Origin of the sequence: Acaryochloris marina S15 (genome assembly GCF_018336915.1) — a bacterium.
Lineage (GTDB): Bacteria > Cyanobacteriota > Cyanobacteriia > Thermosynechococcales > Thermosynechococcaceae > Acaryochloris > Acaryochloris marina_A.
Genome location: NZ_CP064923.1, coordinates 1650610 through 1673624 on the forward strand (window position 1 = coordinate 1650610; position 23015 = coordinate 1673624).

General features: G+C 48.0%; 25 protein-coding genes. 16 read left to right on the plus strand and 9 right to left on the minus strand.

Going from position 1 to position 23015, the window contains the following annotated elements; translation table 11 throughout:
- Window positions 1-295: 295 nt before the first annotated feature.
- Window positions 296-1981, plus strand: coding sequence for an ATP-binding protein (locus I1H34_RS08255; protein WP_212665177.1), 1686 nt, complete (start codon window positions 296-298; stop codon window positions 1979-1981).
- Window positions 1982-2081: 100 nt separating this feature from the next.
- On the opposite strand, the gene I1H34_RS08260 is transcribed toward I1H34_RS08255, so the two are convergent.
- Complete coding sequence (locus I1H34_RS08260) at window positions 2082-2759, minus strand: hypothetical protein (RefSeq protein WP_235107823.1); 678 nt, start codon at window positions 2757-2759, stop codon at window positions 2082-2084.
- 104 nt (window positions 2760-2863) lie between these two features.
- The gene (locus tag I1H34_RS08265) at window positions 2864-3409 is read right to left on the minus strand and encodes a phosphoribosyltransferase (protein WP_212665178.1); all 546 of its coding nucleotides are present in this window, start codon (window positions 3407-3409) and stop codon (window positions 2864-2866) included.
- A 172-nt stretch (window positions 3410-3581) separates the two neighbouring features.
- Between I1H34_RS08265 and I1H34_RS08270 the strand changes: the two genes are divergently transcribed.
- Window positions 3582-3965, plus strand: a complete 384-nt coding sequence (locus tag I1H34_RS08270) for a hypothetical protein (protein ID WP_212665179.1) — start codon at window positions 3582-3584, stop codon at window positions 3963-3965.
- A 95-nt stretch (window positions 3966-4060) separates the two neighbouring features.
- On the plus strand, window positions 4061-4639 hold the full coding sequence (locus I1H34_RS08275) for a DUF2808 domain-containing protein (RefSeq protein ID WP_212665180.1): 579 nt from the start codon (window positions 4061-4063) through the stop codon (window positions 4637-4639).
- 420 nt (window positions 4640-5059) lie between these two features.
- Here the strand turns inward: I1H34_RS08275 and I1H34_RS08280 are convergent, their stop codons facing one another.
- The 3 genes from I1H34_RS08280 to I1H34_RS08290 form a co-directional block, all read right to left on the minus strand.
- Window positions 5060-5536 carry a Dps family protein gene (locus I1H34_RS08280; RefSeq protein ID WP_212665181.1) on the minus strand — a complete coding sequence of 159 codons (477 nt, stop codon included), beginning with the start codon at window positions 5534-5536 and terminating at the stop codon, window positions 5060-5062.
- 70 nt (window positions 5537-5606) lie between these two features.
- The gene (locus I1H34_RS08285) at window positions 5607-5870 is read right to left on the minus strand and encodes a ParB N-terminal domain-containing protein (protein WP_212665182.1); all 264 of its coding nucleotides are present in this window, start codon (window positions 5868-5870) and stop codon (window positions 5607-5609) included.
- Window positions 5871-5994: 124 nt separating this feature from the next.
- Window positions 5995-7122 (minus strand): Gfo/Idh/MocA family protein, encoded by a 1128-nt coding sequence (locus tag I1H34_RS08290; RefSeq protein ID WP_212665183.1) that lies wholly within the window; start codon window positions 7120-7122, stop codon window positions 5995-5997.
- 223 nt (window positions 7123-7345) lie between these two features.
- Between I1H34_RS08290 and I1H34_RS08295 the strand changes: the two genes are divergently transcribed.
- From I1H34_RS08295 to I1H34_RS08315, 5 genes are all read left to right on the plus strand, one after another.
- Window positions 7346-8092 carry a hypothetical protein gene (locus tag I1H34_RS08295; RefSeq protein ID WP_235107826.1) on the plus strand — a complete coding sequence of 249 codons (747 nt, stop codon included), beginning with the start codon at window positions 7346-7348 and terminating at the stop codon, window positions 8090-8092.
- Between the two features lie 257 nt (window positions 8093-8349).
- Window positions 8350-8715, plus strand: coding sequence for an STAS domain-containing protein (locus I1H34_RS08300; RefSeq protein WP_315874874.1), 366 nt, complete (start codon window positions 8350-8352; stop codon window positions 8713-8715).
- Between the two features lie 107 nt (window positions 8716-8822).
- Window positions 8823-9254: a Mini-ribonuclease 3 gene (locus I1H34_RS08305; protein ID WP_212665184.1), complete on the plus strand. Its 432-nt coding sequence runs from the start codon at window positions 8823-8825 to the stop codon at window positions 9252-9254.
- 65 nt (window positions 9255-9319) lie between these two features.
- A complete protein-coding gene (rlmB, locus tag I1H34_RS08310) occupies window positions 9320-10246 on the plus strand; it encodes a 23S rRNA (guanosine(2251)-2'-O)-methyltransferase RlmB (protein WP_212665185.1) in 927 nt (308 codons plus the stop codon).
- Between the two features lie 101 nt (window positions 10247-10347).
- Complete coding sequence (locus I1H34_RS08315) at window positions 10348-10644, plus strand: DUF1816 domain-containing protein (RefSeq protein WP_212665186.1); 297 nt, start codon at window positions 10348-10350, stop codon at window positions 10642-10644.
- Here I1H34_RS08315 and I1H34_RS08320 read toward each other — a convergent pair.
- Genes I1H34_RS08320 through I1H34_RS08330 form a run of 3 tightly spaced genes read right to left on the minus strand, consistent with a single transcriptional unit; the run spans window position 10634 to window position 13663 of the window.
- Entirely contained in the window at window positions 10634-11491 is an 858-nt protein-coding gene (locus I1H34_RS08320) for an alpha/beta fold hydrolase (protein WP_212665187.1), read from the minus strand. The two genes, I1H34_RS08315 and I1H34_RS08320, sit on opposite strands and share 11 nt — an antisense overlap.
- 27 nt (window positions 11492-11518) lie before the next feature.
- On the minus strand, window positions 11519-12676 hold the full coding sequence (gene carA / locus I1H34_RS08325; protein WP_212665188.1) for a glutamine-hydrolyzing carbamoyl-phosphate synthase small subunit: 1158 nt from the start codon (window positions 12674-12676) through the stop codon (window positions 11519-11521).
- A 36-nt stretch (window positions 12677-12712) separates the two neighbouring features.
- Window positions 12713-13663 (minus strand): FHA domain-containing protein, encoded by a 951-nt coding sequence (locus tag I1H34_RS08330; protein ID WP_212665189.1) that lies wholly within the window; start codon window positions 13661-13663, stop codon window positions 12713-12715.
- A gap of 291 nt (window positions 13664-13954) precedes the next feature.
- Here I1H34_RS08330 and I1H34_RS08335 point away from each other — a divergent pair, with 291 nt between their 5' ends.
- The 8 genes from I1H34_RS08335 to I1H34_RS08370 all read left to right on the plus strand — a co-directional run bounded on the left by I1H34_RS08335 (window position 13955) and on the right by I1H34_RS08370 (window position 22239).
- Window positions 13955-14347, plus strand: coding sequence for a hypothetical protein (locus I1H34_RS08335; RefSeq protein WP_212665190.1), 393 nt, complete (start codon window positions 13955-13957; stop codon window positions 14345-14347).
- 83 nt (window positions 14348-14430) lie between these two features.
- Window positions 14431-15357: a carbohydrate ABC transporter permease gene (locus tag I1H34_RS08340; protein WP_212665191.1), complete on the plus strand. Its 927-nt coding sequence runs from the start codon at window positions 14431-14433 to the stop codon at window positions 15355-15357.
- A 168-nt stretch (window positions 15358-15525) separates the two neighbouring features.
- Window positions 15526-16533, plus strand: coding sequence for a rod shape-determining protein (locus tag I1H34_RS08345; protein WP_315874875.1), 1008 nt, complete (start codon window positions 15526-15528; stop codon window positions 16531-16533).
- Window positions 16534-16740: 207 nt separating this feature from the next.
- Complete coding sequence (gene mreC / locus I1H34_RS08350; protein WP_212665193.1) at window positions 16741-17517, plus strand: rod shape-determining protein MreC; 777 nt, start codon at window positions 16741-16743, stop codon at window positions 17515-17517.
- Window positions 17471-18028, plus strand: coding sequence for a rod shape-determining protein MreD (mreD, locus tag I1H34_RS08355; protein ID WP_212665194.1), 558 nt, complete (start codon window positions 17471-17473; stop codon window positions 18026-18028). Before mreC ends, mreD begins: the two co-directional genes overlap by 47 nt.
- 162 nt (window positions 18029-18190) lie before the next feature.
- Entirely contained in the window at window positions 18191-20098 is a 1908-nt protein-coding gene (gene dxs, locus I1H34_RS08360) for a 1-deoxy-D-xylulose-5-phosphate synthase (protein ID WP_212666197.1), read from the plus strand.
- A 35-nt stretch (window positions 20099-20133) separates the two neighbouring features.
- Entirely contained in the window at window positions 20134-21201 is a 1068-nt protein-coding gene (gene mtnA, locus I1H34_RS08365; RefSeq protein WP_212665195.1) for an S-methyl-5-thioribose-1-phosphate isomerase, read from the plus strand.
- 165 nt (window positions 21202-21366) lie between these two features.
- The gene (locus I1H34_RS08370; RefSeq protein ID WP_212665196.1) at window positions 21367-22239 is read left to right on the plus strand and encodes a metallophosphoesterase; all 873 of its coding nucleotides are present in this window, start codon (window positions 21367-21369) and stop codon (window positions 22237-22239) included.
- 80 nt (window positions 22240-22319) lie between these two features.
- Here I1H34_RS08370 and I1H34_RS08375 read toward each other — a convergent pair whose 3' ends face one another.
- Window positions 22320-22979, minus strand: coding sequence for a DUF2834 domain-containing protein (locus I1H34_RS08375; RefSeq protein WP_212665197.1), 660 nt, complete (start codon window positions 22977-22979; stop codon window positions 22320-22322).
- Between the last annotated feature and the right edge of the window lie 36 nt (window positions 22980-23015).

Consider the following 23015-nt stretch of genomic DNA (forward strand, 5'->3'; position numbering starts at 1 on the left):
AGGGCCAAGTTAAGTTATTGGCATCTTAGCAAACCCATCATTAGGAATTTTGGAGGTTATGACGCTTCTCGATTCTTTACAAAGGCTAACAAACCTATTTGCAAGTGGGTGTCATTTCAATCACTGCCTCTCCGGTGGCTCTATCACAGTCTCCGTAATCAACATAGACGTTTCTGAATGCCCTCTAGGTTCCCGATTTCGTCTCTTTTGGGTCCTAGGATTAGGAATAAAGGTGTCAATTTGACATCCCTCGTATACCATGTAGCCAACAGAAAGCGGTTTGTGAACAGGGTTTATGGTTCGAGAGCAACGCAAACAGGCTACCAATGTGATTGGCACGGTCAAAGGACCTGGAGAAAGTGGAAACCAGTATGTGTTTATCACCGCCGATACCCAACACATCAAAATTGGCGAATTTGTGTCCTATCGCCTCACCCAAACCGACAATGTTCCCGTCGAAATTTTAGGTAAGATTTCAGCCTGCACCCTCGTGGATCATCTCCCGGATCGCATTTTTGCAGATACAGAAATTGACCCCAGTGCCATTGCTGCTCTGATCGGCTTTAAGTACTCCAGTCCCGAAATCTATGAAGTGGCTGTGGATGTGATCGGCTACTTCCATCCCAATCTTGGGTTTATGAATCCGCGCCAGCCCCCCGAACCAGGGGCCAAAGTGTATCGCGCTGATGATCCTACCCTGCGGCGGATTCTGAATAAGCGCCAAGTCGGAGAGGTGGGCTCAGCCACGATTGGATCCTTACTGCTGCGGGATCTAGATGCCGTTCCCATTAGCCTAGATGTCAAAGCACTCGTCAGTACCCATATGGCGATTTTGGCGGGCACAGGCTCCGGCAAATCCTATACCGCTGGCGTCCTGATTGAAGAACTCCTCCGTCCTCATAATCGCGCAGCCGTCCTAATTTTTGACCCCCACGGCGAATATGGCACCCTAGAAGCCATGCGCGGCCATCCCGCTTTTAGCAGTGACGATGGCTATGCTCCCCAGGTGCAAATCCTAACGCCAGAGCAGATCACCATTCGAATTTCGTCCCTCAGCTATGCCGATATCAAAATGCTGTTGCCGGAAATGAGTGAGCGCCAGCAGGCCATCCTCAATAAAGGCTTTAACAATCTTCAAGCTAGGAAACGTAAAAATGCCCGCTGGGATATCAATGATTTGATTTACGAGGTTAATGAAGCTGACGTTGTTCAAGATAAAAGCGGTAATGATCAGCCGGGTTCCTCTGCCCAAGCCCTGGAATGGAAACTAGAAAAACTCGCTAACTCCCCCTACTTCCATGCCTTTGAACACCTCACCCCTCAAGATTTATTTGAGCCGGGGCAAGTGACCGTTCTGCAAATGAACGAAATTAGTCAAGAAGAACAGCAGGTCATTTGTGCCGCCATTCTCCGCCAAGCCAACCAGGCTCGCATGAACACCCTCAAAGAAAAAATCACAGCCGAAGACGAAAATTATCTGCCCTATCCTGTCTTTATTCTCCTGGAAGAGGCTCACCGCTTTGCCCCTGCCCATGAGCCTTCCCGCTGCAAAGCGGTGATTCGTACCATCCTCAGTGAAGGCCGCAAATTTGGTTTAGGGGTAGGGCTGATTACCCAGCGCCCTGGCAAGCTGGACTCAGATGTGTTGTCGCAATGTATGAGCCAGTTCATCATGCGTATCGTCAATCCAGTGGATCAAGATAGCCTCAAATACGGCGTAGAAGCAGCTGGCCGAGATTTGTTGAAAGAACTACCCGCTCTGACCAAAGGCCAGGTGATTATTTCAGGGATGTGTGTCAATACCCCGGTCTTGTGCCAAGTGCGCCAACGCTTAACGGCCCATGGTGGAGAAACCCTAGATGCCCCCTCCCTATGGCAAGCCCATTTCCAATCCCATCGTTTGCGGGAGCGGGCTGCCGCAAGTGCGCCCTTAGCGGGGCGTCGACAAGCGGCAACCGTGCGCGGGGTATCGATTGACTAGGATTCTCTAGGATAATTTCCAGAAATTCAGTACCTTTGTTTAGACCTCAAAGCCTAGAGCTGAGCGAAGTCGAAGCCCGGTCCATTAGGATAGCAGCGTCCTACTTGGCTTTGGCGCGCAAATTCTTGATCTTGACCTGCTTCCACCAGTCTTGTAGCTCTTTGGGCTCAATGTTGCGCCCATCAACTTCCACCATAAATCGCTTATCGACGAGGAGGCTGAGCTTCCCTTTCTTAGACGCATTGGTATATTCTTCTCGTCCAAAGGCATCACCAATTTTTAAGCCTTTACTATAGCCTTCGGTGGATTCTTGGCTGAATCGAGCGCTGATCACAAATGGGGCATAGAGTTGCCGATGGTGGGCCCAGTCAAAGAGTTGCACCTTAATGGTCTTATCGTCTTGTTTATAAGAACGACTGGCTTGGCTGATGGCAAACTCTCCAAAGTTCGTAGATTCGCCCTTGGCCTCTGCAGCTTCCCAACCCGATGGCTGGTCTGGCAAACCTGTGATCAAGTCTTTATAACTGAGGGGATCGACGGGTTTGAGGTTCTTTAGTTCAGATTCGATATCTTTTAGATCTTTCTCTAATTTAGAGATTTGATCAATTCCCTTCAGTGGATTCTGATCAATATCTACACCCTCTACCACCTCCTGTAAGTCAGGGACTCCACCACAGGCAGACAGAAATAAGACCGAGAGAGATAACAGAAAGGTGATTCTCAGGCACACTCTCTTCGAAAATTCTTCATAAAAAATTTGATCAGGATTATCGCTCATTAATCTCGCAGCCCATCATTCAAGCAAGGATTAGAATCAGCAACATTGACACATCTGATCAGCAAATTGGCGTGAACTCAATCAAAATGCAACTTGGCACTGTTCTAATTACAGGATGCCCTGGGTGCCGATAAATCTATCGCAGCGTAGGTCTGGCTTAATGCTTCTATATCAGTCTTCTCATAGCTTTCAAACGGCTGATGGATCCAAGGATTCTCTGGTAAATAATCCACATAAAAGTGAGGCTTGATTCTAGAGCAAGCTTTGTACCACAACACAGCCGTTTGCAGGTCTTCAATTCCAGAGCCATACCGCTGTTGGAGCCAAATTAAAGTTTGTTCAAGGGTGATACCGGAATCTACTAAGTCATCAACGAGCAAAATTCGGTTGCCCAAGTTTTCTGTCGTCATTGTGATCTCTTGGCCGACGGTAAGTTGATGACGATCTTGCCCCTGGGCTCCACCATAGGAAGCGGTGGCTAATATGGCTAAAGGCTGTTGATAAATGCGAGAGAGCAGATCTCCCACCCGTAAACCGCCCCGTGCCAAACAGATAATTTGATTAAATGACCAGCCTGAACGATAAATCTGGGCTGCCAGTTGTTCAATTTGCTGATGATACTCTGACCAAGAAACGTAGAGATCTGCCATTCTTGTTCGTTCTATCCACTCAATTTGTTCATGCTACCCCCGTTCACTAGAATTTCGAAGATGACACGGGAAAGACTCAATGTGGTTTATCCCACCATTGGAGTTGTCAGACAGTGACAATTTTCATTAGGCTAATGGTGTCTGATCTGTTTTTGAGGGAACACAACCTGTTATGAATCCTGATATGGTGACCGAATTTCTGAAAAAAGGATTTCATGTAACCCTGGGAGCTACAACTTCAGTGGTGGAATCTCTTCAAGACTCCCAAAAGCGTGAGGAAAATATTTCTCAGCTCAATCTTGGCATTGATCAACTGTCTCAGATTTGGGCGGATAAAGGAGAAATTACTGAGTCAGAAGCTCGCAAAATGATTGATGGCGTGGCCACTCAATATGGAGTGAACGCTAATCCTATGTCTTCTGGCAGTTCCACCTCTCCTTCGGCAACTTCCCCTTCCATTGATCCGTCTCTCCAACAAGAACTCAAAACCCTGACCAACCAGTTAGCCAACATTCGTTTGGAATTAACGCAAATGGATAACCAAAACGATACCTGACAATAGTAGGGCTATCCCTGTATTGCTCGTAGTTAATTTGGTGATCTCTGCTTCTGCACCTAACTGGGTAGATGGTACTTTGGAGGGCCAAACAAATGCCACCGTTCACTTCTAATCAGGCCGTTGCCTGGGGGGCCAATTTAGCTACGACTGTATTGTTGGGGAGCCTTGTTCAGGCTTCAGCTCAAGCCATTGAACTCGCCGATGGAACAACGTATTTTGCCAATGTTCCTCGCCTAGAAAATGCTCGGACAACCTACAACAGTGCTCGTGTCTTTGGGGCAACGTATTACTTTACCTTGCATGTTCCAGACGATGCCGGCGAACCGCTTCAGCGCGTGATGTTTAACCAGCAACAAGGGGTAGATCCGATATCCTTTAATCTCAAACGCACGCAAGCCTATATGAATCAGCAGAAGAAACAACTTCTGCCCATCGCTGAAGCTTCCACAGATGAGAAGGGCTCAATTTCAATATTTTTCGACCCACCTATCTCTCCAGGAGAGACCATCACCATTGGTTTGCGTCCCTATCGGAATCCCCGCTCAAGTGGTGTTTATCTGTTTGGGGTCACAGCATTTCCTCAAGGAGAACAAGCTCATGGCCAATTCTTAGGCTATGGTCGCCTACATTTCTATGATCACTTCCGGTGGCCCTCCTATTGGGGGCATTAAGGGATCCAACGGCTAGCACCATAGAGGTAACGGTGACTTTAAAACATATAACCCCCGCTGAAGGGCGGGGGTTTGTTTGTCTATATAAATTCTGTATATGAATCTATATTAAGCAAAAATTTTAGAGATGGCTGTAGCTTACGCAACAAGTTTAATAAAAATTTTTAATTTAATTTTTGAGAATTAAATTAAAAATCCAAGAAAACCCTTAAATAAGCTACTCCAGAGAGTGTAGCCATGCAGCTCACCCATTATCTTCTTTCTTGGGAGTAGTGTAAGCATGAATTTACCCCGAATTGCTGTTGATCCATTGAGGGATTGTGATGTTGGTCTTGGGGAGATTAAGGCAAGAGCCAGTACAGAAGTTTTGTACTGGCTCTTGCTCGGTTATTGATACACAACAATTTTCAGGAGATACCCCTAGTTCAATAAACTCCGTAGCATCCAGGCTGTTTTTTCATGAATCTGCATCCGCTGAGTGAGCAGATCCGCTGTGGGTTCATCATTTGCGGCATCTGCTAGGGGAAATACAGAGCGAGCGGTGCGAACGACAGCCTCTTGGCCTGCGACGAGTTCTTTGATCATGTCTTCAGCAGCAGGAACCCCTTCTGCTTCGTCAATAGAGGTCAGTTGACTATATTCTTTGTAGGTGCCTGGAGCTGGGAATCCCAAGGTTCTAATGCGCTCAGCAACCGCGTCTACAGCTAGTGAGAGTTCGTTATATTGGGCTTCAAACATTAAGTGGAGGGTTTGGAACATAGGTCCCGTAACATTCCAATGGAAATTATGAGTTTTGAGATAAAGGGTGTAAGTATCGGCGAGGAGACGGGATAATCCCTCAGCAATTTGTTGACGATCTTTTTCTGAAATACCGATATTGATAGGAGGTGCTTGCATGGTGATTACCTCAAAAAAACACTACGGGATGAACATCTAAAAATACTTGAATATAGGGTGCACGGGCGAGTTAGGCTAAATGTCGCTGTAGTACTGAACGTGGGGCACGGCGAACACAACAACGAATGGTCTGATATCCCAACCGTGTACAGGCTTCAAAACGATGACATCCTGAGAACCCATAATACTGGCCTTCAACTTCTAGAACTTCAATCGGATTTTGTAGGCCAATCTCAGCAATGGAGACCATTAAAGCTTCCACGCGCTTCGGATCATTTTGCCGGTAGAGAGGCCGACGAATCGATTGTATGGGGATGTCTAGGATGCGAGCCATAGGTGAGTGCAATTTAATGATTAAATCATAGTCGTTATGACTTCGCTTTGCAATAGGCAATTCATCTTACCTCTCAGCATCTCTCAAATGATGAGTGAGGGCTAATTTATGAACTGCCCATGGCCTATTGTTCTGTTAAGAAGCTATCTATGTCAGGAACATCCACCCAAGCTGCTTGCTGGTGAGATTGGTGAGCCAAGTCCATCAGTAGTTGTGAATAAACCCCTTCTTTGAGAGAGGGGGCTGCTGCTTGTCCTTGTTGAATCATTTGTACCCAATGCTCAACTACTCTCATGGTTGGGGCAATTCGGCCATCAGGATAGGTTTGCTGAAATTGCAGCCAATCAGAGATGGGGATGTCTTGTAACTCAGCACCAGACTGACTTCCTTTTAATTCAAAGCCATGGACATAGTCCTTGGGATTATTGCTGCCCAGCACTAGGGTGCCTCGATCTCCATAAACTTCTACCCAATGCCCACGACCTGCATAGGTCGTGGCACTGATATTAATTTGGCAAGTACTGCCATCTTGTAGCTCTAGCATCAACACACAGGTGTCATCGGCATCCACGGTTTTGGCCGTGCCCCTATCAGGATCGGGACGGGTCGGAATTGTGGTGATCAGTCGGGCGCAGAGCCGCTTCACTGGACCAAAAAGCCAGGCAACATAGTCGAAGGTGTGAGAGGCTAATGCGCCCAGGGAGCCACCCCCTAGTTTTTTGCTAGCATGCCAACTCCAGGGGCGAGTTGGATCGGCTCGTCCAGGGACCAGCCAGTCAATTTTGATCAGTCGTGTTTGACCGACATAGTTTTGGGTGAGTAAGGTTTTGAGCTGCATCCAGGCTGGCACAAATCGGAACTCAAAGTTGAGGGTTGCCTGCAAGCCTTGCTTTTGCATCAGGTGATAAAGTTTTCGAGCTTCCCCTGCATTCAGGGTTGTCGGTTTTTCCAGGAATAAATGTTTCCCTGCATTGAGAACCATTTCGGCCATCTCATAGTGCTGAAACGGTGGTGTTGAGATGCTAACGCCCTGGATATCGGGCCTGCCCACGATCTCAGATAGGTTATTGGAGGCGAAGGGGATGTTGTTTGTGGATGAGATCGCAGATGCTTTATCCGCATCTCGGTTGTAGACCGCCAAGAGTTGGGTTCCAGGAAAATCTCGAAAAGCGGGAATATGAACTTTTTGACCAAATCCAGTGCCGACAACGGCGACACCGATTGCAGATGGAGAAGAGTGTTCAACTGGCATAGATTTAATAGGTGCAATGAACGAATTGGCACAATCCGTATCATACCGACCGCCAGGAAATAGCTGAATGCATTAAATCGATTTCGCCAGATTCTTTAGGATTTATCCCTGATTCTGCCTCTGGAGCCACGTAAATTGATTAGACTGTATGTGCGAATTAAATGGTTCAATTTGATGACATTGCCTAACCGTTTGATTTTGCTTATCTCTGTCCTCCTCACCCATGGCATCAATGACAGACTCAGCAGCAGAATCCATCCTCACAACGACCACGGGGTTACTGACCTACTATGGCTACGAAGCTGAGAGCCAAGCCGAAGAATCTTTGCTGGATCGTTGGTTTGGAGACTACTCCCCTGAATGGGTTCGGTTAGCGCTCATTGAGTCATTGTATCGAGGCCGATATAAAACAATCTCAGTGGGCGGACTCCTGGCTGATTGGAAGCGAAAAGGGCAGCCTCTTTATCACTTCAACCGAGAATTCGAAGCCCTTATTTGCCACAAATTTCCTCAAATTAAGTTTAAACAAGAAGATATTCCAGCTGATAAACGGGCTGATTCAAAATCTTTAGGGTTGAATAGGAGACAGAACCTACAGCCGCAACCCACTGTTTCAACGGCAGAAGTGGTGTTGAAACAGCAGAGCCCCAGTTCCCCGATTGAGCTGAACTCCCAGAGGGTTGACTCGAGAAGTGATTCGAGCCTTGAAGGTGAGACAACTCCTATTAGTCATAAGCTATGGAGTTTTGTGGCTGACCTATCCGATGACAAGACCAGCCCCCAGCAATATTCTCATCCCTCAGCTCCAAGAAATGGTTTGAACGCTCCTTCAAGAGAATCGGTATGGGACCAGGAATCTCAAAAGACTGAGGTATCTCCTATTGATCAATTCATTCCTAACCAAGAAGTTTCTGATCATTACCAGAAGCTGGTGGAATTAGTTTCCCATCGGTCTACCCCCCATCACTAGACGTAAAGCTAAGGCTAGTAAAATCTGAGGGCATTTTATGGTCTTCATGTCTGCGCCATAAACCCACCAGATTTTGAAGTTAGAAGATCCCGTGATCCCGATGTCTAATTTTTGAGACTTTGAGAGAATAATGGGCTTTGGTTAATGCGATCCTAGACTCCTTTTGCTTCTTCCTGGTTTCAGTGGACAAGAACTGCTCAAAGACCCTATACTGGACCCTCATCATCTGTTTAGCGTTTTGGTACTAGGAGGGAACTATTCCTGAACAGCTAACCCTGACCGTAAGCTTACGAGGCACGCGAGATATCAGGGAGAAATACCAGCTTTTTCGCCTTACGGGCTTACTAGATGCGTTCTCCGAGCCTGTCTTTCGCAAGGTCATGACCAAGTGTCTAGACGAAAGCCCCTTTCACGTCATTTTGGACCTTTCCAAAATTGACTTTATTGATAGTTCAGGATTGGGAGTGCTCGTGCAGTTGGCTAAAAAAGCGCAAACTGCAGGGGGATCATTCCAAATTGTCTCTAATCCCAGAGTGACCCAAACGGTCAAGCTGGTTCGATTGGAAAGTTTTCTGTCGTTGCAACCCAACGTTGATACTGCGATCGCAAATGCTGAAAAATAACCTGATCTATTATTTTCGGCCAATCCTGATGGTAAATCAGGTTAAAAATCATGCCTAAAGCAGAGTCCTGATGTCCCTCCTTGTTGCTTAGTGTCTGAGCAACAGCGATGCTATATTGTCTCCCCTTTTCATTTCTACAGCCAGCTTCCCTTTCTCTTGCAGAAGTGAGGTCGGTTTCGCCAGCAGCTCTTGCCTATATCGGAGATGCTGTGTTTGAGCTATTTATGAGACGTTACTGTCTTCTGCCTCCCTCTCGGTTGCGAGACTATCACCAGAAGGTGGTGTCTTATGTTCGTGCTGAGACACAAGCTGAAATTGTCCGAGACCTGTATCCACTGCTTTCTGATAACGAGCAAGCGATCCTCAAGCAAGGTCGAAATGCAGCAGCAGGGGGTCCTAAAAGAATTAACTTAGAGACTTATCAATATGCGACGGGTTTTGAAGCCTTGATTGGTTATCTCTATCTCACGGATACCACCCGATTGGAAGAGCTGTTAGCTCAAATTAAGTTTGATCTCTCATCGCCTGATCCTGCTTAAAATGGCTTCAGTTTAATTTTGCCCCGGACATAGTCTTTGTCCCGTAGCTCGAGATTTTCATCCCTATGACCAAAGCGCGGCCATCCCAGAATAATCATGACAAAAGTAAGCCGCGCAAACCTCAGCGCTCTTATTCTTCGGCCAAAAAGCCACACCGTCAATCCACGTCCTCAAGGCCGCCCCGGAAGCCTAGAGTTCTGTCTAAGGAGCCTTCCCAGCCTGAAGAAGAGGAGAAGGGAGATTTAATTTATGGGCGTCATTCAGTTCTATCAGCTCTAGAACATCAACGCTCTCTAAACCGGGTATGGATTGTATCCCGCCTGCGTTACGATCCCCGATTTCATAGCCTCCTCACCCAAGCCAAATCCCAAGGAACCATTATTGATGAGGTGGATCATCGTCGGCTCAATCAACTCACACAGCAAGGGAACCACCAAGGGATCGCGGCCCAAGTGGCTGCCTATGAGTATTTAGATGTATCCACATTGATAGAGCAAGCCTGCGCTGCTACTCCTAAACCCGTCATCATTGCGGCGGATAGTATTACTGATCCCCATAATCTAGGGGCTATGATTCGGACGGCTGAGGCTTTAGGGGCACAGGGGGTGATTATTCCCCAAAGGAGAGCCTCGGGGGTCACCTCAGTTGTTGCAAAAGTCGCTACCGGTGCCCTGGAAACTCTGGCGATTGCTCGGGTCATCAACCTCAATCAGGGACTTGAGCAACTTAAAAAAGCTGGATTTTGGATCTATGGGTTGAGTACCTCAGCGCAGCAGTCTATTCATACAGTGACTTTTACAGAGCCAACCGTATTAGTGATTGGTGCTGAAGGTCCAGGGTTGAGTGTTTCCACTCAGCACCATTGCGACCAATTGGTTTCGATCCCATTACAGGGTAAAACAGCCAGCTTGAATGCGTCTGTGGCAACGGGTATGGCCCTCTATGAGGTCTATCGCCAACGTTGGGTAGAAACCCTCCATTTGCGTCCTTGACGTCTACAGATGTTACAGAATATAAAGAGGCTCTACCATAAACTGTTAGCCGAGATGGTTTGAAATTAGGATCTAGCATTGCAGAGGAAAATGTTTGCACCATGACGACAAAAGATAACACCACAGATTTGTCGAGCCGCTTTGCCGAATTCTATAATCGCTTAGGATTAGCCTGGTGGGTTGAAATCAAGACATCTTTGCCAGTCTGCATCTATTTTTTTGGCCCTTTCATTAGTCAAAAAGACGCAGAAGAGGCTCTGCCTGGTTATATTGAGGACCTAGAGGCTGAGCAGGCTCAAACGATTGTGACGGACGTGAAACGTTGTAAACCGACCCAATTGACGGTTTGTGATGAACTGGATGTGGAACCTGTAGTAACCGTTCAAGTCAATCCCTAGCTGAATTAAGGGTGATCTTAGGAGTCTTCTTTAGCCATATCTGCAGATCCTGCTCTATCTGTTCAGGAATTTCCCATGGCAGTAGATGAGCGGCCTGCTCGTAGCAGATCCATTCACTGCGAGGGATCAGTTCAGCAGTGGCTTTACTGGCTGCTGATGTAATGTGGCGATCTTGAGCCCCTGCTAATACTAGGCAAGGACATTGAATGTGTTGCAGTTGTCCTTCTTGGTTATATCCCTGCCTTAAAGCTTGATTGAGTGCTTCCTGGGCGTACTTAGAAGTGCGGATAAAGGCTGGAACTGCGTAGCGAGCTAAGTATTCATAAGACTGTGGTGTTTGCTGCACCATCAAGTAGCGAAATAGGGAGCGCTGCCCTAGGGTGTTGATATTCCAACGCCAACCCGGTCGTATCCAGTTCATGATCCCGGCGAGTCCTGTGAGGAGATTGTCTTTCCAGGTAATGGGGGGATGATTACTGCGGGGATAGGCTGCTGTCGCTACCAGAATTAGCCCGCTGACCCTTTCTGGATAACGGATTGCTAATTCCATCGCCAGAATGCCACCTAAAGACCATCCAAGAATTAAACATTTTTGAATATGATTTTGGTCTAGTAAATGGATTAAATCTTGGATATGATCCCCCATAGCAAAGGCAGTATGGGTTTGACTTCGGCCATACCCCCGCAGATCAGGAGAGAAAGTTTTATGATTCTGCGATAAAAAATGGGTAAAAATACCCATACACTGACCTGAGCCTGGGTGGCCGTGCAAACAGAGAATGGGAAAGCCTTCCCCAATAATCTCAACGGCTAAGGGTCTAGGGTGAGATGGATGGTCTTTAGTCACTGTGCTATGGGAAGAAAGTAATGGGGCTTAGCTCGCAGATCGATGCTCAAGCATGGACTGCACAAAGCGTGCAAACAAATAATCTGCATCATGGGGTCCAGGACTGGCTTCGGGGTGATATTGCACGGAAAAGATAGGTAATGATTGATGTTTCAGACCAGCGATCGTTTGGTCGTTGAGATTTAAATGTGTTACTTCCACCTCGGCCTGTGCCATGGATTCAGCACTTAAGGCAAAACCATGGTTCTGACTAGTGATTTCAACCTGTTGTTGTAGCCCTGCAGGTTGATTAAGCCCTCGATGGCCAAATTTGAGTTTAAACGTATCGACACCCAGGGATAATCCCAATAACTGGTGCCCCAAGCAGATGCCAAACATAGGTTTCTGTTCTGCAAGCAGAGATTTTGCCGTTTCAATTCCCACAGATACAGCGGCTGGATCCCCGGGGCCATTGGACAAGAAAATACCATCAGGCTTATGACTGAGAATCTCAGCAGCAGAGGTATGAGCCGGAACCACAATGATTCGACATCCATAGCTCGCTAAGCGTCGCAGGATATTCCGCTTGATCCCAAAATCGAGGGCTACGACAGTCAGAGGAGGTTGAGTTGAGTCTACAGGGGGAGTGGATTCGCTAAATTCCCAAGCTGCAGGGGTTGGGTCTATCCATTCGTAAGCGGCTTGGGTGGTGACCCGCTCTGCCAAATTCAACCCTTCCATGGAGGGAGCTAGCAACACTTTTTCTAATAAAGCTTTCGGGTCTAGGATTTCGGTGGAGATTGCTCCATTCATGGCACCTGTAGAACGGATTTTTCGAGTCAGCGCTCGCGTGTCAATCCCATAAATGCCAGGGATGTGGTGTTGTTGTAGATAGTTGGATAGGGGTTGGGTGGATCGCCAATTGCTGGGCTGGTGACAAAGGTTTCGAGCAATGGCCCCTCTGACTTGAGGACGGTCTGATTCTTCGTCTTCTATATTGACGCCTGTGTTACCGAGTTCAGGATAAGTAAAGGTGACGAGCTGTCCACAATAGCTGGGATCAGTGAGGACTTCTTGATAGCCTGTCATGCCGGTATTAAAAACCACTTCCCCCACTGCAGTGCCAGGTGCACCAAAGGACCACCCACGATATGAACTGCCATCAGCTAGAACCAGAAGTGCGGCTTGGGAATCAACATTGAGCATAGGGATGTGGCGAATATTGAGTGGTTAAAATACGGGCTAATAGTAAACCTTAGTAAAGAATCGCACTTTCTGGAGCGCCTCTTCAATCACCTTTAAGAGTTGACGATCAAAATTGGCAGCATTGTCTTGACGGGGTGTTTGAAATTGAGAGGCGAGTAAATGAACAACTTGAGCGCCGACATTATAGCTAGCAAGGGTCAAGTCTTCAGCTGTAGAGACCAATTGGTCTTGATCCTGCTGCACTAAGGCAGCCTTCATTTGTTCTAAACTTTGCTGAGCACGTTGCCCATAGGTTTCTAAAATCTCATGCTCAAATTCTCCATCCCCACCTGAAAGGGTCTGTAAATGTTTTAGGTTGATGGGTAATTCTCGAATAAAGAGCAAGGTGAATTTATCAGCTGGACCAAAGTTGATCCGATCACCGAATTGCAGGAGTTGGTGATGACCGGCGGGTAAGGGGACGGCATTGATATAGGTGCCGTTGGTGCTGTCTAAATCTGCGATCGCACATTGTTTCCGCACGACATGTAAGCTAGCTTGCTGGCGAGAAACCACTTCAGAATTGGGAAAATCGAGTACGTCAATATGGGGGCAACGTCCTGCCCCGGCCTTCCCAATCAAAATAGGATTAGCTCTAGCAGGTAAGGCCAATAGGGTCCCAGATTGAACATGCAGGAGGCGAAGAGACTCCTGCTGAAATTGGGTTGCCTGAGGATCAAATTGTTCGACTAGCTCGACTTCAAGACCTAGATCAACGGCTGTTGACCTATTTTTGGCATGCTTTAGATAGGCAAAACTGTTGGTATCAATGAGGTTCGCAGGCAAAAGTCTAAGGCCACAGTGATAGCAATATCGCGCAAATCCGAGCTGGGTCGCGCCACAATTTTGACAGCAGGGGACATTGGTTAAGTCCTGCTGACATCGGGCACAGCTACTCTGCTTCCCAGGCTCATTTTGATAAAAACAATGGGGACAGAGCCGGTTCATGACTCTTGCATCAACGGGGGGACAGCGACACGATAGCATTTTTCCACAAGGGCAGGTAATAAAGCGCTCCTGTGGGCTCACCTAGAACTGTTTTTACCGCCTTGGCAAACTGTAGCTGAGCCTTGAGTTCAGAACAATATGGTGATTGAAAGCCTGAGATCTGCGCCTGAGTGGTTCCGAGCCCTTGCTAATATCGAGAGTCCCGTTAAAGTATTGTAAAGACGTTAAGCCAACCTCATTTGACTTACACTCTGCCCAGTAGGACTCAGATAATTTGAAGGAGTGGTCCGGATGAATGCGGCTGAGCAAGCCACAAACCCTGAATCTGCAACTAAAATAGCTGCCATTGTTAACTTGTTTAAGCGGCAATTTCCTGACGTCAAAGCTAATCTGAAGCCTTGGACGAATGACCCAGATACTCAAGAATGGGTGGATCCCTATTCAATCGATATGGGATTTAATTTGCCGGCAGGACATACCCTGGTCCAACTGCGAATGCATGACAACCGTTTGATTGGCATCGAAGCATCCTGTTTTGGCCCATTTGGCAGCCAACGATGGCGATTCTCAACCATTGGAGATTGGACCTTTCTCGGAAATACCCCTCCTCCTGTAGGATTTCAGGCGAAGCTCAAGCATACCTTTCAGGAAATTCTTCAGCTATACAACCCTGTTCCCGAATAGATCAATATAGACTCAAGACCTTCCCTAGCCCGTTTTTATGGTGCCCTGCTCTTCAATTTAGTCCTCTGCTAGTAAGAGACCCCATGTCCCTCCGTAAATTGTCTTGGTCCACTGCGGCCCCTTATCTATTTCTGGCCCCTGCCCTTTGTATTCTCAGCTTGAGTGTATTTTGGCCAGCCCTGCAAGCGTTTTACCTGAGTTTTACGCAATTTGAGACCCTGGGCCAAACTCCAGAATGGATTGGCCTCGGTAACTTTGAGCAGCTTTGGACAGATGATGTTTTTTGGCAAAGCTTGAAGAATTCGTTGATTTACCTGATGGGTGTCGTTCCTATCTTGGTGATTATGCCCTTAGGATTAGCGATCCTCGTCAATCAGAAATTGAAGGGAATCCATTGGTTTCGCGCCGCTTACTATACTCCTGTTGTGATTTCGATGGTGGTGGCGGGCATTGCTTGGAAGTGGCTATATGATGAACGCGGTTTATTGAATCAAGGAATCCGTTTGATTACCCAGAACCCGCTAATGGAAACGCTCCTGGGTCAGTTTGGCTGGACAGGTGATCCCATTGTTTGGCTGCAAAATCCTGATATTGCCCTTTACTGCGTGATGGCAGTCACGGTTTGGAAAGGGTTGGGATATTATATGGTGATTTATTTAGCGGGGTTACAATCCATTCCCCAAGATCTCTATGAGGCTGCGGCGATTGATGGTGCCGATGGTTGGCAAAAACATTGGGATATCACTATCCCCTTGATGAAGCCCTATTTAATGCTAGTTTCCGTGATTTCAGCCATCTCTGCGGCCAAGGTATTTGAGGAAGTCTATGTCATGACCCCTGGCGGTGGTGTCTTGGGGAGTACGATCACGATTGTTGCTAATCTATATGAGCAGGCTTTTTCTGAAGTTGGCAATGGCTATAGCTATGCTTGCGCTATGGGGCTAGTGTTATTCCTACTGATCTTTGGTCTATCCATTCTGAATTTAAAGCTGGGGCAGCTCCGAGGGTAATCCGTTATCTGGATTAGAAATCTAATAAATATCCGATAGAACTAGACGATTTAACAAAAACGTAATAGAATCCAGCACGTTTACAATTTGAGTGCAGATAAAGTAGCTTAGTTATAAATTTTTCAAAGGTAGGAAATAGTGGGCCTTTTCAGTCGCTTCTCTCGGGATATTGGCATTGACCTTGGTACAGCAAACACTCTGGCTTATGTATCAGGTAAAGGGATCGTACTGCAAGAACCTTCGGTTGTTGCGGTGGATCAAGTCACTAAGCAAACCCTAGCTGTAGGGGCCGATGCCAAAATGATGTTAGGCCGTACCCCTGGCAACGTTGTAGCGATTCGACCTTTGCGAGATGGTGTGATTGCAGACTTTGAGAAAGCTGAACTGATGCTGCAGCATTTTATCCGCCGGGTTCATGGGGGTAAAAGCTTAGTGTCTCCTCGCGTGGTCGTGGGTATCCCCAGTGGGGTAACGGGAGTAGAGCGACGGGCTGTGATGGAGGCCGCCAGCCAAGCGGGTGCCCGGGAAGTTCACCTACTTGATGAGCCTGTGGCCGCAGCCATTGGGGCAGGAATGCCTGTTGATGAGCCCACTGGAAACATGATCATCGATATCGGAGGTGGTACCACTGAAGTTGCGGTGATGAGTTTACAAGGGAGTGTGATCAGTGAATCGGTTCGGGTTGCGGGTGACGAACTCACCGAGTCGATTGCTCAGTACATGAAGAAAGTCCACAACCTAGTCATTGGTGAACGGACTGCAGAAGATATCAAAATACGAATTGGTTCGGCCTATCCCACCAACGATAATGATGATGCCAATATGGAGGTCAGAGGACTACACCTCCTGTCTGGACTACCTCGAACGGTGCTAGTCAAGGGACCCGAGATTCGCGAGAGCATGACTGAGCCCCTCTCTTCAATTGTGGAAGCAGTCAAGCGTACCTTAGAGCGAATGCCCCCGGAATTAGCGGCAGATATTGTAGACCGCGGCATTATGTTGGCGGGCGGCGGCGCCTTACTGAAAGGCTTAGATAAGCTGATTAGCCATGAAACTGGGATTGTTGTCCATATTGCATCAGATCCGCTCTGTTGTGTTGTGATGGGAACTGGGCTGGTTTTGGAGAACTTTCAGCAATTTTCTCGCGTATTTTCTAACCCAACGACTGTTCTTTAGTGATTGGGCTGCTTCAGATACCTTCAGGATGATACTCTCAAACTGGGAAACGTCCTCACTGCCCCATTTAGACCTATTACAGATGAGTTAAGGTTATTTGATTCATCTCTAATGCCTCTATACAATCAATCCAGTTATTGGGTGCTTAGTTGGGAGGCTCATTCAGTTCTCAGGCCAGTTGGGACCCGTTCTTTAGTTTGATTGTCAATGCTTTTTCTGTTTCGCTGGTGGGAACGGTATCGTTTAGGGTTAATCCTAGCTATTTTGTGCTTGGGAGGGGCGTGGGTGTTCAGCCGTTCTCAAGGGGTTGGCTTGCTGGAAGTGTTTCGGTTTGCCAATAGACCTGTCCAGCCAGATGCCGTTCAACAGAAACAGCTGGTGGATGCCCAAACAAAACAGCTTCGCCAGCAACTCGTTGATCTGGAATCTCGAAATCAGACCCTCCAGAAGCTGGTTGATCATAAAAGTGTGAAAAACAAGCAAGCGATCGCAGTTCCAGTACTGGGTCGGAGTGGGGATAATTGGTGGCAGCAGTTAACCCTCAGTAAAGGCCAGAACCACGGTATTAAAGTGGGTTCTGTGGTGTTTGCCCCCGGTGGACTAGTGGGACGGGTGACGGCGGTGTCTCAAAATACCAGTCGAGTTCTGTTGGTAACCGACCCCACGAGCCGAATTGGGGTGATTGTCACCCGTAGCCGCCATATGGGTATTTTTCAAGGTCAGTCTAGTACGGAAGCCCTGATCACGTTCTTTGATAAAGATCCAGATGTAAAGGTGGGGGATGCGGTGGTCACCTCTTCCCTCAGTCGCCTATTTCCTCCGGGACTGCCAGTGGGTAAAATTAAGACTTTGAAATTAGAGCAAAATTATAATCCTCAAGCCATTGTTGAATTGGCAGTTCCGATTAGCAAGCTGGAATGGGTCAGCGTATACCTGAATGATCAAACCTCTCTCCTTCAGAAAACAGTCCCCTCTTCCCCTTAATCTTTGGAACGCTGTCATTGTGGTTGGATCGGTGATGATCTGCGCCTTGATGCTGCTGTTCCGGTTGCCGGTCATGGTGTTGTCAGGGGTGGGGCCGAATTGGCTGCTGGTGTGGGTGGTGACCTGGAGTATTAAGCGATCCTCTCTCCAGGGCATTGTGGCGGGTATTTGTTTGGGATTGATTCAAGATGGCCTGACGGCTGCTCAGCCGACCCATACCGTCGGCTTAGCCCTAGTGGGGTTGCTGACGGGACGCATCAACAAAAAACGCTTTATTCAGGAAGACTTTATCTCCATTGCCCTAATCGTATTTGGCATGGCCCTGATGGTGGAGGCCGTGCATGCGATTCAGTTTGGATTAGGGGGGACCCATCGTCTTGAGGATGTTTGGCTTCATCTGCGGCAAACGGCTCTGAGTTCCGGGATTCTAAGTAGCTTATGGGCTCCAGTGGTTTATTTCCCTTTAAACCGATGGTGGACTCGATATCATCGGTTATTGGGTATCGAATAATAAATTGTTGCTCACATAAAAATTGCTTAGGTGCCCTTGGATCGTGGGTGGAAAAATTTGGATGCTGGAGATAAATTCCCAAAATGTGATCAACGCGACGGTCTGAAATCGACTACAGTAGAGGATAGCGAAACAAGCAAATTGACGGGAGACGACTCCGGTATGCATCTGAGTGAAATTGTCCACCCTAACCAGTTGCACGGGTTATCTATTTCGGAGCTGAAGCAAATTGCTAATCAGATCCGTGAGAAGCATTTAGATACTGTGGCGACGAGTGGTGGTCATTTAGGACCGGGGTTAGGGGTTGTTGAACTCACCCTGGCGCTCTATCAAACTTTAGATTTAGACCAAGATAAAGTGGTGTGGGACGTGGGGCACCAAGCCTATCCCCACAAACTCATTACGGGACGATATGACCGATTCCATACTCTACGCCAAAAAGACGGCGTTGCTGGATATCTGAATCGTCGAGAAAGCAAGTTTGACCACTTTGGTGCAGGTCACGCATCTACCAGTATTTCATCTGTATTAGGGATGGCCTTGGCTCGAGATGCCAAGGGAGAAAACTTTAAAACAGTCGCTGTGATTGGCGACGGGGCGATGACAGGGGGGATGGCCCTCGAAGCCATTAACCATGCGGGGCATCTTCCTCATACCCGCATGATTGTGGTCTTAAACGATAACGACATGTCCATTTCTCCTAATGTGGGAGCCATGTCTCGTTATCTGAATAAGATGCGCCTGAGTCCACCGATTCAGTTCTTGTCCGATAATTTTGAAGAGCAGCTCAAGCAGTTACCCTTCGGGGAGCAGGTGGCCCCCGATCTAAAACGGCTCAAAGGCGGCATGAAGCGCCTGGCGGTTTCCAAGGTCGGTGCGGTATTTGAAGAGTTGGGCTTTACCTATATGGGGCCTGTAGATGGCCATAGCCTAGAAGAGTTGCTGGCAACCTTCAAAGAAGCCCATTTACACGAAGGCCCAGTGCTCGTGCATGTGGCTACCACGAAGGGTAAGGGATATGCGATCGCAGAGCAAGACCAAGTCGGTTACCATGCCCAAAGTCCGTTCAACCTAGAAACGGGCAAAGCCAAGCCATCTAACAAACCTAAGCCTCCCAACTATTCCAAGGTATTTGCAGAAACCCTGATCAAAATAGCGGAAAACGATATCCGGGTCGTGGGCATAACCGCAGCCATGGCGACAGGAACAGGGCTAGATAAATTACAAGCTAAACTTCCCAAGCAATATATTGATGTTGGTATTGCTGAACAGCATGCGGTTACCCTAGCTGCCGGCATGGCCTGTGAAGGCATGCGACCCGTGGTCACTATCTATTCCACCTTCTTGCAGCGAGGGTATGACCAAATTATCCATGATGTCTGTATCCAAAACTTGCCGGTCTTCTTCTGCTTAGATCGAGCCGGAATTGTCGGTGCAGATGGTCCTACTCACCAAGGTATGTACGATATTGCCTACCTGCGTTGCCTACCTAATATGGTGATGATGGCTCCTAAAGATGAAGCCGAACTACAGCAAATGTTAGTAACGGGCATCAACTATACCGACGGCCCCATTTCTATGCGGTATCCGCGGGGCAGTGGTTTGGGTGTGGGTCTGATGGAAGAAGGGTGGGAACCGTTACCCATTGGTAAAGCAGAAACTCTGCGCCATGGAGACGATGTTCTCCTGTTAGCCTATGGCACGATGGTGAACTTAGCGTCTCAAGCGGCAGATATGCTGACGGAGCACGGTATTCGAGCCACGGTAGTGAATGCTCGGTTTGCCAAGCCCTTGGATACAGAGTTAATTATTCCTCTGGCTCAGAAGATAGGCCAGGTGGTGACCCTAGAGGAAGGCTGCTTACCGGGTGGCTTTGGCTCGGCCGTCTTAGAAGCCTTGATGGATCATCAAGTTATGGTGCCCGTGACTCGCATTGGTGTTCCCGATCTATTGGTAGAGCATGCCACGCCGGATCAATCTAAATCAGCACTGGGGTTAACCCCTGCTCAAGTTGCTGAAAGAGTGTTAGGGTTGCTGAAGCAGAAACCAGCACCTAGCTACGTTTCCTAATACTTGTCCACTGATTCCAATAAAACTGAACTCTGATGACTGCATCGGTTGCCAATCCTGTTTATCCTGTTGTTTGGCGTGGCGACCACGTTGAACTGATTGATCAGACTCGCTTGCCTCAGCAATTTAGTGTGGTGGAGATCCGTCGCTCGGATGATATGGCGACCGCGATCAAAACCATGATTGTTCGGGGTGCCCCGGCCATCGGGGTTGCTGCAGCCTTTGGTATGTATTTGGGAAGTTGTGAAATCACCACTGACAATCGAGATGCGTTCTTGAGCGAACTGGCTGGAGTGGGTGACCTACTGAAAGCGACCCGACCCACGGCAGTTAATCTGTTTTGGGCGGTGGATCGGATGCTGAAAGTGGCCCGCCAAACCTTAGGCCCTATGTCCCAGATTCAAGACCAACTGTTAACCACCGCTCAAGAAATTGCAGCAGATGATTTACGGACTTGCAAAGCGATTGGTGATCATGGTCTGAGTGTTCTACCCAAAGATCCCGAAAAGCTTTGTCTTCTGACCCACTGTAATGCTGGAGCCCTAGCGACTGCAGGCTATGGAACGGCGTTGGGGGTGGTTCGCTCCGCTTGGACTGCAGGCCGATTGGCTAGGGTCTATGCCGATGAAACTCGACCTCGTTTGCAGGGGGCTAAGTTAACCACTTGGGAATGTGTCCAAGAAGATATTCCGGTAACGCTAATTTCAGATGGAATGGCGGCCCATTGTATGCAGCAGGACCTCATTGATGTGGTGGTTGTGGGAGCCGACCGAATTGCGGCGAATGGCGATGCTGCCAATAAAATTGGTACTTATAGCGTTGCCCTCTGTGCCAAAGCCCACAATTTGCCTTTTTACGTCGCAGCCCCCCTCTCCACCATTGATTTTGAGTTAGCAGATGGTGGGGGAATTCCGATTGAAGAGCGACATCCATCTGAAATTTATCAGATTGGGACGACGGATATTTGTCCAAAAGGAGTAGAGTTCTATAACCCTGCTTTTGATGTGACTCCGGCTGAATTGATCACTGGCATTATTACGGAGCATGGGGTGTTTGCACCGGGGGATATTCGAGAGAAGCTCAGTCATCACCGCTCTGCTTAAATTTGCCGCTTCTGCTCTCTGCCATCCTGGAGGCATTTATGGTCAATGGGGATGCATCTCTGTTATCACAGGAGTTGATGCCGATTCTCTGATGCGATCGCACAATCGTTCCTTCGCGAGGAGACAGTATCAGGCTGCTCTGAGTTGAAGGATGGCAAGGGACTGATGGGACAAAATTCTGGACAGATGCCGAAAAAACGAATGCTTAGAGGGCGAGGTTTTAGACTTTGGAGCTTATTGATCCTCTTTGTCTTGGCTTTGGGGTTGCCGGTGTATGGATACAAGATTGAACCCTATTGGGTAGAAGTAAAGACGGTTCCTCTGGTCTTACCTCATTTGCAGGCTGAATTTGATGGCTATCGGATTGTGCAGCTGAGTGATATGCATGTGGTCGATCAAATGCCACAGTCGTTTCTAGAGCGAGTCATTGAGCAAACGAATCAGCAGCAGCCCGATCTGGTCGTCATTACAGGAGATATTGTCACCTCTGATCCTCAGCGGTATGCCTCTCGTATTGAAGCGGCATTCAAAGCCTTTGCAGCCCCGACGATTGCAGTTTTGGGAAATCATGACTATTGGTCTGATCCAGGAGCTGTTCAGCAGATTTTGCAAAAAGGTAATGTCGAACTGCTTCGGAATCAGGTCTATACAGTTGAACGAGATCAGGCACAGCTACACATTGCCGGGGTCGATGATGTCTGGGCAGGGGCTGCCGATCTCGATCAGGTGATGACCCTGTTGCCCAAGACAGGAGCTGCGATTTTGTTAGCTCATGAGCCAGACTTTGCCGATGTGGCTGTCACGACCCACCGATTTGATCTAGAGCTTTCTGGACATGCCCATGGCGGTCAAGTTGCTATTCCGTTTGTGGGGGCTCCCGTGTTACCCCCCCATGGCAAGCGATACCCCATTGGGCAATATCAAATTGAAGACTTAATTCAATACACCAATCGGGGGATTGGCATGGTTAGCCCCCGAGTTCGGTTTGGGAGTCGTCCTGAAATTACGGTGTTTCAGCTATCTGCACCCACTGCTTAGCAGTAGTGAAGACCGTTTAAGGGATTAATTTTGCTAGAGGCTATCTCAGTTGCTGATTACCCTTGGGCTCAGGGTTCTCACTATCCTGCTGGGCTCTGGGAGGCATACAGAGAGGGGCGAAGGCACAAATAGGCCAATGGTCCTAGTAATGGCACTAACGCAGCCCCCCAAAATAAGGGCGTTTGAGTGGATAACCCTCGTCTGTTGATATCGGCTACTAACATGGCGGGAAAAACAAGGCTGAGCATACAAAAATCTAGACTCATCACATGAATAAATCGGCTAGTTTGCCAGAGATGAATGAAGTCTGCCCAGTCCCCTTGGGAAAAGCCAAAGACCAGGAGTGCGATCGCACCGACGAACAACCCAATTCCTAGCCCTCGACTATCCCAGAACTTTAAATTCCGGTTGCTCTCGCCAGCCAATTCAGGCTGTGGAGCTTGGCGGAGAGCTAGGTAGGGCAGTAGAGCAAAGGCTCCAAAGGCAAAGGATAGGCTAGCGAAAGGCCACGCTGAAATTTTTTGTTCGCAACCGTCTGCAAACAGCACGCTCCCATAGATCATGGGCCAGATGCCCATCAGATTGAAGAGAGCAATCACTAAGGGATTGATGCCTTCCCAGTTCATCGTTGACAGTTGTTGAATTAATTCAAGAGAATTGCCTTGATCGGGGGGTGCTAACACAAAGGCATAGATACTAAACCCTAGCCATATCAAGCCAAATCCAATTTTTTGCACCATGCCAACTCTCATCCAACGTTTCTACATCTATTTAAA